The following is a 12,450-nucleotide window of genomic DNA, read 5'->3' as shown; positions in this document are numbered from 1 at the left end:
TGGCTTCGACTCGTTGGTCAGGCAAACGGGTGCTTGACCGTATCCTTCTGACCCGTGATCTCGGAGATCGACGGCAGATTCTTCATGGCACGCTCGATGGAGAGCTTGGTCGCCTCATAGTTGAACTTGAGGATCTTGGCGTTGTCTTCGGCGGCGGGGTGGATGAAGACGCCGCAAACGATGACGAGGTTCTCGGCCTCGGAGCTGGGGATGGTCCCCTCGGCGACGCAGTCGGCCACGGCCTTGGCGACCGCGTACTGGGCGGGGCCGAACATCTGCACGGCCTGCTTCATGCCTTTGATGGTGACCTTGGTGATCAGCACCGTGGCGGGCTTGGCGAGCAGGTTGGGGGTCAGCACGGCAAGCAGGTTGCTGTGACCGGCCGACTGGTTGGCCAGGGCGTTGGCGAAGGCCGTGCCCACGGGGCCGGTCTTGGTCCCGATCAGCAGGTCGATATGTGCAATTTCATTACCTTCACCGACCAGGGCTTCACCAATGTTCATCGTCAAATCGCTGGCCATGGGGACTGATCTCCGCTGTGTCTGAATAATTGAGAGGGTTGCCCAAAAACCAATTCACGTTGGCACCGTGGCAACCGGGTCCATGGCCCCGAATCATAACACCCCGACCGTCAACCGCAACCCCTTCAATTGTTAAGCAATTGGAAAAAAAAGCTTGTCCGCCGATGTATGAACTGTTTCAATAACCCGTCACGCACGGAATCGTGCCGCTCTGTGCCGGCGACCGCGGGCGGTCGCCCATCCCTCCTTTGCTTCCGCTTTATGGAGACCGATCGATGCGCAAAATGTTTCCGCTGCTGGCCGTGGCCGTTCTGTTCTCCGGTCTGACCCTCGCGTGGGCCGCCGAAGAAGTCACCATCACCGGTGACGCCGTCTGTGCCAAGTGCGCTCTGAAAGAGACGCCCAAGTGCCAGAACACGATCACGGCCGATGAGAAGGGCAAGAAGGTCACCTACTACCTTGCCAAGAACGCCGTGAGCAACAAGGCCCACCAAGGCCTGAGCATCTGCGGTGCGACCAAGGATGCCCCCGTCAAGGTCAAGGCCACCGGCGAAGTCAAAGAAGAAGAGGGCAAGAAGGTCCTCACCGCCACCAAGATCGAAGCCGTTGATTGATTGCGGCGCAATCCTGGCGGGCGTTCAGCGCCCGCTAGGGTTACTCCTTTCCCCTCCGATTCTCTCGTCGCGATTCCGTTCCGCTCACCTCCCCTCGGCACCACCTTGGACCTCCTCATCCTCGGGGCCAGCGCCCGAGCGGCCGCGTACTCCGCGCGTCGCGCACAGCTTCGACCTCGCGCGATCGACCTCTTCGCAGACGCCGATCTGACCGCCCTCTGTCCCGCCCGGCAGATCGCTCCCGAAGATTATCCCCACCGTCTGGCGGACCTCGCCCTCGAATCTCCTCCAGGCCCGTGGCTCTACACCGGGGCGCTCGAAAACCAGCCAGACTTGATCGATCGGATCGCCACAAACCGGCCCCTCTGGGGCAACGACGGCACCGTCCTCCGGGCGGTCCGCGACCCCTTCGCCTGGTCCGCGGCGCTCCGCCAGGCCGGACTCCCCTGCCCCTCCGTCCGCTCGAGTGCGACCGGCCTTCCCCGCGACGGGAGTTGGCTGGTCAAGCCAATCGCCTCAGCCGGGGGAATGCGGATCCACCGCCTCGTCGCGGAGACGATGCAGCCGGACTGGCCCTGCTTCTATCAGGAGCGGATCGATGGGTTGACGCTTTCGGCCCTATTCATAGGCCGACCTGACGAAACCCTCTTTGCCGGCGTCACCGGCCAGTTACTCGGATATCCCAAGGCCGACTACGCCTATGTCGGAAGCGTCGGCCCGTGGCCCATCACTCCCGTCGAAGCGAGCCGGATCAGAGCGCTCGGCGATGTTCTCGCGAGGTCGTTCGGTCTGCGCGGCCTATTCGGCGTCGACTTCATCCTCGCCGACGGCCACCCCTGGCCCGTGGAGATTAATCCCCGCTATACCGCGTCGGTCGAGGTGCTCGAACTGGCACTCGGCGATTCTCTGCTCTCCGCTCATCGTGCGGTCTTCGATCCCACGGCCCTCGCAATCCGCTCCACTCCGACACCACGACCGCGCCGCACCGTGGGCAAGTTGATCCTCTTCGCGCCCGCCGAGTGCCACTTTCCCAGGACATCCCGATGTCGTCCCGCCGACAATGATGTCTTCACAATCCCGACGCTCGGCGACCGGCCTCAACCCGGAATCCGCTTCGAGCCGGGAGAACCGATTGTGACCCTCTTCGAGCACGCCGATCAGGTGGAAACCTGTCTCGCCCGGCTCAAGCGACGACAAGCCCGCTGGGAGCAGCGTTTGACCACGAAAAGCTGAACCAAGGAATTCACGGAAAATCAGAAATGAATCCACAAAGCTTTACGGCATCTGATCAACTTCCAAGAGCAACCATTTTTATGATTTCCCTTGCTCCTCAGTGATGCTTGGCTTCTTGCGCTCGGCCCAACCCTCGCATTCTCATCCAATGATCCGCAACAGCGCAAACGGCCCAAAGATTTGAGTTTGTCACAAGGACACCGGGCCGTCTGTCTGCCCCGGAGGCCGAAATTCGCGGGAGAAACTCGTTCCCCCGCTCTGCGTGGAAACGAGATCCCATTATCCTTGCAATTGTCTCAAAGATTTTCGCGGTTTCCGCAACGGGTTGGTTTGCGGCAGGACGGCCGGCCCGGCCGTCATTTCAGCGGGGCCGGAATTCCATCGCGGTTCTCGCCCTGTCGCGGATCATTGTTCTCAAAGGCTCTTGAGGTAGGCGATCAGGTCGTCCGTCTCGCCCTCGCTGAGCGTCCCCAGGGCCGAAACGGTCTCCGGGCTATGCGGGTCGGCCAGCGCCTCGCGGAGGCTCTTCGAGCGGCCGTCGTGCAAGAACGGATCCTTGTCGTAGACGCCGCGGAGCGAAGGAGGGTTGTATCCTTCGTAGGCGTCGTCCCGTTCCTCCAGGCCGACGATGTGGATCTTGCCGTCGGTCAACTCGGGGCCTGAATGACACTTGTTACAGGCGGTCTTGGAGGACCGGAAGATCGCTTCACCGCGCTGCGCCGCGGGCGAAAGGCTGCCATCGGGATTGCGAAATGGATTACGCGGGAATTCGAGCGTGTTCAGATAGGCGACCAGCGCCTTGACCTCATCGTCGGACGGCCTCGGGCCTTGCATGCTCTTGGTGAACGACTCGATCGTGGCATCTTCGAGACTCGTCTGCCAGCCATGCCAGGTCCAAGGGCCCGTCTGGCTGACACGTCGAAGCGTCGGGACTTTCTTGCGGCTTCGCAGGTGCGCAGTGCTCAGGTCCTGACGGCCATCGTTGAGTGTGTCGAAGTGGAGACCGTTGGTATGACCGTCGCTGTGGCAGGTGTTGCAGCTGTACCACTGGTTGAAGGACCGCTCGGCCGCGTGGAAGATCATTTCGCCACGGCGGACCTCCGAGAGTTCCTTGGGGCCGCCCAGCGCGATGGTTCGGGTCAACTTGCCCCCCTCGGCATCCACAACTTGGATGGAATCACCGAGATAGTTGGCCACGTAGAGCGTCTTGCCATCCGCCGCGAAGGCCAACTCGGTCGGGCGACCACCGACCTCGATCCGTCGAAAGCGGCCGTCGTCTTTGAGGAGCGAGGGATCGATCATGTCGCGTGAGCTCGACGATCGCCAGGGGAGCGTCGCCAGGTCGGTCCGGAAGATCATGACCTCATGGGTCCCTCCGGAACTGATGGCGAGAAACAGGCCGTCGCGGCCGGCCGCCATGCCATGGACGTCGGCAGCCGCCTTGCCTTGCGCATCGAGCGTCAGGGTGGCAAAGGGCTCGGATCCGTCGATCGCGACGCGCGTCAGGCATTGACCGAGCACCCAGCCCAGATCAATGTTGTTACGCGTGGTGGCGAATCCTTTATTCCGCAGGTTGGCCACGTAACCCGTCGAGCCGTCACCGCTGAAGGTGACCTGCCTGAGGTTATCTCCCTTGATCGGCAAAGTCCGCTCGACCGTCCATGAGCCGACGGAGATCAACGAGAGGCTCTGCGATCGCGTATTACCGACCAGCAAATGTGCCCCATCGGGCGAGAGTGCCAGGCCGCGCGGTTCGCGACCGACCTCCAGCCGACCCGTGACCTCACAGGCGTCCAGGTCGACGCGAACGACCTCGTTGCTGACCCCCACCGCCACATACGCGGTCTTGCCATCGTCGCCGATCACCACCCCGCGCGGTTCGGGGCCGACGGCAATCCGGCCGACGACTTCGAGTGAGTCGGTCCCCACGGCCAGCACGGCCAGGTCGTAGCCATACCAGTGGGTGACCGCTCCGCGGCGTCCGTCCTTCGCGAGCGCAACCCCCGCCGGCTTGTCCCCCGTGGCGACCTCGGCCAGAACCCGGCCGGCCGCGGTGTCCACCAGCGAAACCGTGCCCGAGGTCTGGTTGGCCGTCAGGAGCCTTGTTCCGTCCGCCCCCAGCGCCAGGGCGGTCGGCGATCGATGGGGTTCCGGTTCCTGAGCAGGCTTTGGCGGATCGTCCGACAAGGCGAACGGCACATACGTCAACAGCACGAGGGCGACCAAGGCCAGGGCCGAGGCCAGTCCCATCCGGACGCGAGGGCGGTTCTTCATCGAGACGCTCCGCAAAAAACCAAAAGGTAGGGCGACGAACCCGCCGATTGGCAAGGCTCGCTTGAAAGCGCCGCTACATCCGATCGACAACCTCGATTCCAAGCAAGTCGAGCCCGAATTTCAAGGTTCTCGCCGTGATATCGGCCAGTGCCAGCCGACTATTGCGACGTTCGGTCGACTCCGCCTTCAGGACCGGACACTCTTCAAAGAAGGAGCTGAAGGCGTTGGCAAGGTCAAATAGGTAATCGGTCAGGACGTTTGGCTTGAGTTCCAGGGCGGCAAGTTCGAGCGTCTCGGGAAGTCGGAGCAAGCGGACTCCCAAGGCACGTTCGGCGGGGTGGCTGAGGGCAATCGTCGGAGACTGGAGGCGAAGCGACTCCGGGGTGATTTCCCCTTTGCGGAAAATGCTCTGGATCCGGGCGTACGCATACTGTAGGTAAGCGCCGGTGTTCCCGTTCATGGCCAGCATTTTTTTCCAGTCGAACACGTAGTCGCTCTGCCGGTTCTGGGAGAGGTCGGCATACTTGATCGAGCCCAGGCCCACAACTTCCGCAACCCGCTGGTGCTGCTCGGGTTCGAGGTCCGGGCTAATCTCTTGCACCACCTTCAGGGCTTCGGCGACCCCTTCGTCCAACAGTGACTCCAGGCCCACGACGTCGCCATCGCGCGTTTTGAACGGCTTCCGGTCGGTGCCAAGGATCGTCCCGAAAGCGACGTGCTCGAGGTCGGTCCGCTCATAGCCCCAGCGGCGAGCGACGGCGAACAAGAGTTTGAAGTGGTCCCCTTGGCGATGGTCGACGACGTAGAGGACTTCGTCGGGCTTCCAGGTCTCCTCGCGATATTTGATCGTCGCCAGGTCGGTCGTTGCGTAGTTGTACGCCCCGTCGCTCTTGCGCACGATCAAGGGAGCCTTGGTCCCTTCAACGAAGACGACCGTGGCCCCCTCGCTGACCTGCGCGATCCCCTTCGACTCGAGGTCCGCGACCACGCCGGCGAGCATCGGGTCGTAAAAGCTCTCGCCGAGCTCGACGTCGAACTTGACGCCCAGGCGGTCGTAAACGTCCTTCAGCGCAGCCAGGCAATAAGGCATGAACCGCTCCCAGAGGGCGCGATTCTCGGCATCACCGGCGTGGAGCTTGGCGGTCTCGACGCGAGTGGCGTCCTCGATGTTCGGCTCTTTTGCTTTGATCTTCGACTGGGCGAGCCGATAGAGCCGGGCCAGCTCGGCCACGGGTTGTGCGGCGAACGCGGCCTCGTCGCGATGGTTCTTCCAGCCCCAGAGGATCATCCCAAACTGCGAGCCCCAATCACCCAGGTGGTTGTCCCTGATGACCTGATGACCCAACGCCGCGAAGATCCGCGCCAGGCTCTCACCGATCACGGTAGAGCGGATATGCCCGACGTGCATCGGCTTGGCGACGTTCGGCGAGGAATAGTCAACGACGACCGTCTTGGGCCGGGCCGGCGGTGCGATGCCGAGCGCCTCGTCGGCGATCAGCGTCTCGAGCGTTCGGGCCACCCAAGCATCGTCGAGCCGAACGTTGAGGAAGCCGGGGCCGGCCACTTCGGGAGTCGCGGCGAGCGGAGCCAGATCGACCGACTCCGCCACCCGGTTCGCCAGCTCGCGCGGGTTCTTCTGAAGCGTCTTGGCCAGGGCCATGCAGCCGTTGGCCTGATAGTCGCCGAACTTGGAGTCGGTACTCGGGCGGACGGCGGCGGCAAAGGCGGTCGCGTCTCCCCCTTCGGGTGTGGCGGCGGCGAAGGACTGGCGCAGACGTTCGAGGACGTTCATGATCTTGCGTTCTGGCCGAATAATAAACCTTGAAGGAGTGAGGCGCACACCGAGCCCAGCAATCTCATTGAGACGAGAGAGACGGGCCAGTCTCTCTGGTTCTCGATGAAAAGTCGAGCCTCTCGAACCGGGTGACGGTGGTCAGAGGGTTTCCTCGACCTGATCGGTCTCGGTCTCGGCCTCGGTCTCGGTCTCAGGAGCGGTTTCCAGCTTGCCCTTGGTCCGCGAGGCGGGGCGAACGCGATCGGGGTCTTGCCAGTCGAGGCGCGGGGCGTCCCCCCAGATATCTTCCAGGGCGTAGTACGAGCGGGCCTCCCCCGAGAAGACGTGGACGACGAAGTCGCCGTAGTCAATCAGGACCCACCGCCCTTCTTCCGACCCTTCGAGCCCCAGTTTGAAATCTTTTAGCCGCTTCATTTCCTGGTCGATCTCGGTCGCGATCGCATTGCCTTGCCGCCGTGAGCTGGCCGTGGCAATCACGAAGAAATCGACGAGCGGGGTCGCTTCGCGGAGGTCGAGCACCATAATATCTTTGGCCCGATTGTCGTCGGCAATCCGGGCACAGATTCGGGCATGCTCGAGCGCTCGGGCCATCCGATCGGGCTGGCTCCGTCCCGCGGCATTGAACGGGACATCATCCTGCGGTTCATGATCGGGACGTCGAGGCTTGAGTTCGGGATTGGGGGCCGCTTGGTCGTCATTCGTCGGCGGAGAAACCTCGGTGTCGTTGATTTCGGCCATCGCAGCTCAGCTCGTCCGGGGAGACAGGGAAACAGTGGCGGTTCGAATCCACCCCACATTTTCCCCGAGTATTCAGCAGTTGAACGCTCGCGTGTCAGACACCTTACCCACATCACAAGGAGCGGACACGCTTGGAATTTTCCAGGTTCAGGGAACGCTCATACAGTTTACCCACATACAAACGCAATGCCTATCGCAGAAATTGTCGACCAAATCTCCAGCCCGGGGAGTCTTCGGCCATGCTGCAATTCCGTCGACCGATTTCCCTGGCAAGAGGCAGCCTTGCCGTTCTCGTCGTGGCTCTCGCCTTCGCCTGGATCAGTCCTTGGCAACTCGCCCTTTCACTCTCGGTCGGAATCCTGGTCCCAATCTTCGTTTCGGGACTTCGCTGGATTGAGATTGGGACCATCGTCGCCACCACGGTCATTGCCGGACTACTGACATTGCCGCCCGCATCCAACAGCGACCACATCAAGAGTCGGAATCGGATTGCCCAGGCGGAGGCCGTCAGGGCTGGCCCGATGAGCGCTGCCCCGGCCAAGCCATCGCCAGGGGCGCCGTAGGATTCGACACGAAGAGGGGTCGTGCGCCGAACTTGTCGCTTCACTCGGCACGCAATCGATTCGAGACATGGCATGAGCCGACCACCCGGCGTCGCTGAAGGTGGACGGATCGATCACGCCTTTGCATCTCGCCTCCACTCGCCGTGCTCTCGTCGAAACGGCTCATTCCCACATTCGATACTCCTGCTTCTTGAAATCGCAGATCAACCACAAAGTTTCAGCACATCACGATATTTCAACTTATCAGCAAAACCAATTTTTTTTCGATCTGGCAATCGGATCCTTTGCTCTACACCCCATGGGCTGGGTGACTCCGCTGCTTGGTGACGACCGATTCACTGGACTTGGCGTCGTGCCGCCGCGATCCGATCAAGCGAGGCCGGATCGCGACGCCAATCAATATTGAACCACAAGCATCGCAACATCCATTCTCCCACTTAATTTCCAGCAATACTGACGAATGCCCTTATTTTGCGACTTCGGATGGGGTGTCTCTCCATTTTCGGTGAAAACCAATCCCTGGAAAATCAGGCCACGATATTCGAGTGGGGGTCGGCGAATCGATGGTCTTGGGCACGTTGATATCAAGGGTCTTGGCGAGTCCAAGGGTTCCGTGTCTAATAAAAAGGAAGGTCATGTCAACAAGAGGGAAAGGGATCGCGATCCCGATCCCATTTCCAAGGACGGTCGAGAATTCGCCGAGGGAGAACTGGGCGAATCGCTCCGATTCGAGAGTTCGGCTGGGACGAGGATCGGGGTGACCGTTGATCTCCCCTCGTTCGGTCGGTCGCAGGCTCAGCGTCAAACACCTCGATCAATTCAAGATCCTGCAACAGCAAAGGGGAAGGCCGTGGACCGAACCGCGTACGAGAGCCACCTCAAAAATCTCCACTCGTGGGCCAGGCATCTCGAAGCCACTATCGAGACGGCCATCCCCCAGACCATCGTGGAACTCGGCCCCGCGGGGGAGGAAATGCCGCGGGACCTCAGGAATGCCGCGGAAACCCTGCGGGACGTGGCCAGGAACCTCGACGACGTGATGAACGCCTACGACTCCCTGCTCGAATCGGCGGGCCGACCGCGCCGCTACGACGAATTTCTCCAACGCATCGAGCTCGGCAGCGACACCACCGAGGACGCCGACGAAGATCTCGAACTCGAGACGCCCGAGATCAACCGTGTTCGCTTCACCCGGCTCTCCGGGGAACTGCAATTCGATGCGGGCTGGCTGCTTGGAGCCATCCATGGCGCCTTGATCAGCCACTCCGAAGACAACATCGATGAACACATTGACAGTATCGCAACGGGTATTGAGGAATTGATGATCTCCTATGACCGGCTCCAGGACCTGATCGGCGTCCTGCCGGCCCGCCATTGTGCATTCGTCGACCACATGGTCGTGCTCGAGGAAGCGGGAAGACGCCACCCCCGCGATCGTCGCGGCCGCTCCTGACCAGAAATGCTTGCGCCATGATCTTGCGAACCTGAGGACCCGTCAGCAAATCGCTCAAAATCACTCCGGCTCGCAAGAATACCCCTGGACAATCCATGACTCTGGATGTATCATTATGTTAGTGGGCAACCGATCCCTTGGGATCGTACGGCGTTTATAACGGCGGGATCGAATCGCCGTTTGCCGGTGCCGAATACCCGTCGGGCCTTGAGCCTCGGCACGGTCCACCAGAGATGCCGCCAGCATCGCGCGGTCGCCGGTTGTGGCCTTTGATCGATGAGGGTGTCCAGCCTCCTCATCCCTCGACTTCCGGCTCCATCGACGACGCTACCGACGATACTGGCGGTCTCTCCTTTTTTTTGTCGCTTCACGTTCATGGACGGCAATCACCGCTCCCGTGACAAGACTTCCGATTCTGGCCGGACGAACGGCTGATCGCGATCGAGCATGCCTTTGAGTTCCGAGGGGTCGACGGGCTTGACGAGGTGGCAGTCGAACCCTGCTTCGGACGATCGGCGGCGATCTTCACCTTGGCCGTATCCTGTCAGCGCGACCAGTAAGGTGTGCTCGAAACCCGCCTCCCCGCGCAAGGCCTGCGCAATCTGGTAACCGTTCATCCCGGGCAGACCGATATCGAGGAAAACGACGTCGAACGGCTGCTGTTCACGGGCCAGCTCGATGGCCGTGTGTCCGTCGTGAGCGACTGCGAGTTGATGGCCCCAGCCCCTGAGGAGGCGGGCCAGCATCAACGCGCCATCGACGTTGTCGTCCACAACGAGAATTTTCTTCGGCGATGATTCGCCCGCCACTTCGGATCGGCGAGGCATCGGCTCGGGCCGCGGCGAGTCGGAGATGACCGCTTCCCCGTTCCGTCGCGGCAGGCGGACGATGAACTCGCTCCCCTTGCCAAGCCCTTCGCTACGAACCTCGACGCTTCCACCGTGCATCTCAACCAGGTTGCGGACGAGGGTCAGGCCAATTCCGAGCCCTCCTTGCGAGCGATCGAGCGAGCGAGTGTCCTGAGTGAAGAGGTCGAAGACTCGGGGCAGCAGTTCCGGGGCGATGCCAATGCCGGTGTCGCAGACCCGGATTTCCAGATTTTTGCCGCGGCCCTCGACGGCGAGTGAGATCTGGCCCCCCTCCTCGGTGTACTTGGCGGCATTGTTCAAGAGGTTGGCCATCACCTGCTCGATTCGAGCCGCATCGGCCTCGAGGGGGAGTGGTTCCTGGGGCAAGGTGACAGTGAGGTGATGGCCGCGGAGCTGGATCAACAAACGCGAGGTCTCGACGGCGCGGTTCACCGCGTCGGCCAGTTCGATCGATTCTTTGCGCAGTTGGATCTTCCCGGAGCTGATCCGCGAGACGTCGAGCAAGTCGTCGACGAGTCGGGCGAGGTGACGGACCTGCCTTTCGGCAATCTCACGCGCCTGTTCCACGGCCGAAACGTCGAGCGTCTCCGCACGCATGTAGTGGATCGCGTTGAGGATCGGGGCGAGCGGATTGCGGAGTTCGTGGGCAAGCATCGCCAGGAACTCGTCCTTGCGGCGGTCGGCCTCACAGATCTGGCGGTAGTGCCGCGCGTACTCGATGAACTCGGCCGCCTGCCGTCCGTAAAGCTCCACCAGTCTGGTCTCACGATCGGACGGGCGATGCGACCGATCGAAGTAGGTGGTGATCGTTCCGACGAACTCGCCGACCACGGTCAGAAGCGGAGTGCTACAGACCGCTCGACAGCCCGCGTTCAAGGCCGCCGCGAGGTGAGGAACGAAGACCGGGTCGGACTCGAGATCCTCCACGACGAACCCGCGGCTGATGATCGCGGAAACGGTGCCGGTCTCTTGCAGGCTGGTCGTCATCCGTTCGGCGGCGTGCAACGGCCCTTCACTGAAGCCGACGCTGGCCGCCGTCGACATCAAGTCCAGGTCGCGGTCGTAAAGCATCAGCACACCACGATCGGTCCCTTGCAGGCTCGTGACCGCGGCGAGGACCTGCTCGAGAACCGTCGGGAGCTCGAGGCTATTGGAGAGCCGAGCGCTCAGCGCATGCAACCGAGTCATGTCCGCGAGCTGGACGGCAAGCTCATCCTTGATCCGGGAGAGTTCCTGCTCGTCGCGTTTGCGTTGGATTGCCGTGGCCAGCACGTGCGCCAGCGCCTGGAGGAAGTTGGCGTCGTCCGGCGTGAATGGCCTCTGGCTGCGGGCAAACGCTTCGAGAGTTCCGAAGGAACGGCCCCGCCCGTGAATGTTGACGCTAATGCCACTGACCACGCCGTGCCGACGGAGAAACGGGGGCACCTCGAAGCGGCTCTCCTGGCGAAGATCGTCGACGACGAGCGGGTCGGCCGAGAGCAGACTGAAGCCGGAGAACGAGCGGGTGCCGACTCCCACCGGAATCGTGTCCGTGGCGTCCTCAACCCATCCCGTCCCCGCCTTCATGCTCACGAAATCCCCCTGGGGAGAAAGCTCGGTGATCCGAGCGAATTCCACCTCGAGGTTTCGGACCACGGCCTCGACCGCCTCATCCAACAGGGTCGGCAGGATAATGCCTTCCAGAGCGCGCTGACCGAGTTGGGCGACGATCGCTTGTTGGTGGGCGCGGCGGCGAAGTTGTTCCTCCGCACGGGCCCGCTCGGCGATCGTTTGCGCCAGTTCCTCAGTTCTCCGAAGCAAGGCCTCGGCGATTTTCTTCTCCTGGGCGGTCTCTTCGCGGAGCCGATCAAGTTCCCAGCGGCGCTTCTCCTCGACCAGCTCACGCTCGTGCTCTTTGCGCTGGTTGTCGACCAGGAGCTCGGACTGCCGCCTGACCTGCTCCGTCATTTGAAAGAGCTCGACGAAGACGCTGACCTTGGAGCGAAGCACGGCAGGCACGACCGGCTTGGAGAGGTAGTCGACGGCTCCGAGCGAATACCCTTTGAAGACCTGCAGATCGCTACTCTCGAACGCCGTGAGAAACAGGATCGGCGTGTGTTTCGATCGATCTCGCTCGCGGATCAAGGCGGCCGTCTCGAAGCCATCCATGCCGGGCATCTGAACATCCATTAATATCGCGGCGAAATCGTGATCAAGAATGCGCATCAGCGCCTCTTCGCCCGACCCCGCCCTGACCAGCGTCCGATCCGCCCCCTCGAGCATGGCTTCCAGGGCGAACAGGTTGTTCGGCTGGTCGTCCACCAGAAGGATGTTGACCTTCACCTCGCCTTGCATCTCGTCATCCCTCGAGACCAGCGACCCGTGTTTCACCGGGTCGCCCCGCCACGCTC

The 12,450-nt window shown here is 62.0% G+C and carries 9 protein-coding genes; 4 read left to right on the top strand and 5 right to left on the bottom strand.

Going from position 1 to position 12,450, the window contains the following annotated elements:
• Positions 1-17: 17 nt before the first annotated feature.
• Entirely contained in the window at positions 18-509 is a 492-nt protein-coding gene (gene fae, locus V5E97_RS12390; protein WP_406701151.1) for a formaldehyde-activating enzyme, read from the bottom strand.
• A 287-nt stretch (positions 510-796) separates the two neighbouring features.
• On the opposite strand from fae, the gene V5E97_RS12385 reads away from it, so the two are divergent.
• Together V5E97_RS12385 and V5E97_RS12380 are read left to right on the top strand one after the other, a co-directional pair.
• Positions 797-1,135: a DUF6370 family protein gene (locus V5E97_RS12385; RefSeq protein ID WP_406699631.1), complete on the top strand. Its 339-nt coding sequence runs from the start codon at positions 797-799 to the stop codon at positions 1,133-1,135.
• A 105-nt stretch (positions 1,136-1,240) separates the two neighbouring features.
• Complete coding sequence (locus V5E97_RS12380; protein ID WP_406699630.1) at positions 1,241-2,368, top strand: ATP-grasp domain-containing protein; 1,128 nt, start codon at positions 1,241-1,243, stop codon at positions 2,366-2,368.
• A 414-nt stretch (positions 2,369-2,782) separates the two neighbouring features.
• Here V5E97_RS12380 and V5E97_RS12375 read toward each other — a convergent pair whose 3' ends face one another.
• The 3 genes from V5E97_RS12375 to rsfS form a co-directional block, all read right to left on the bottom strand.
• Positions 2,783-4,642 carry a hypothetical protein gene (locus V5E97_RS12375; RefSeq protein ID WP_406699629.1) on the bottom strand — a complete coding sequence of 620 codons (1,860 nt, stop codon included), beginning with the start codon at positions 4,640-4,642 and terminating at the stop codon, positions 2,783-2,785.
• A 73-nt stretch (positions 4,643-4,715) separates the two neighbouring features.
• Positions 4,716-6,434 (bottom strand): arginine--tRNA ligase, encoded by a 1,719-nt coding sequence (argS, locus tag V5E97_RS12370; RefSeq protein WP_406699628.1) that lies wholly within the window; start codon positions 6,432-6,434, stop codon positions 4,716-4,718.
• 141 nt (positions 6,435-6,575) lie between these two features.
• Entirely contained in the window at positions 6,576-7,175 is a 600-nt protein-coding gene (gene rsfS / locus V5E97_RS12365) for a ribosome silencing factor (protein ID WP_406699627.1), read from the bottom strand.
• A gap of 239 nt (positions 7,176-7,414) precedes the next feature.
• On the opposite strand from rsfS, the gene V5E97_RS12360 reads away from it, so the two are divergent.
• Together V5E97_RS12360 and V5E97_RS12355 are read left to right on the top strand one after the other, a co-directional pair.
• Complete coding sequence (locus tag V5E97_RS12360; protein WP_406699626.1) at positions 7,415-7,738, top strand: hypothetical protein; 324 nt, start codon at positions 7,415-7,417, stop codon at positions 7,736-7,738.
• A gap of 850 nt (positions 7,739-8,588) precedes the next feature.
• Positions 8,589-9,191, top strand: a complete 603-nt coding sequence (locus tag V5E97_RS12355) for a hypothetical protein (protein ID WP_406699625.1) — start codon at positions 8,589-8,591, stop codon at positions 9,189-9,191.
• A 386-nt stretch (positions 9,192-9,577) separates the two neighbouring features.
• Here V5E97_RS12355 and V5E97_RS12350 read toward each other — a convergent pair whose 3' ends face one another.
• A complete protein-coding gene (locus tag V5E97_RS12350) occupies positions 9,578-12,394 on the bottom strand; it encodes a hybrid sensor histidine kinase/response regulator (protein ID WP_406699624.1) in 2,817 nt (938 codons plus the stop codon).
• Positions 12,395-12,450 lie beyond the last annotated feature (56 nt).

Source organism: Singulisphaera photorubra (genome assembly GCF_045290345.1).
GTDB lineage: Bacteria > Planctomycetota > Planctomycetia > Isosphaerales > Isosphaeraceae > Singulisphaera.
The sequence above is the reverse complement of the archived record's forward strand: the minus strand, read 5'-3'. Positions and strand labels throughout refer to the sequence as shown.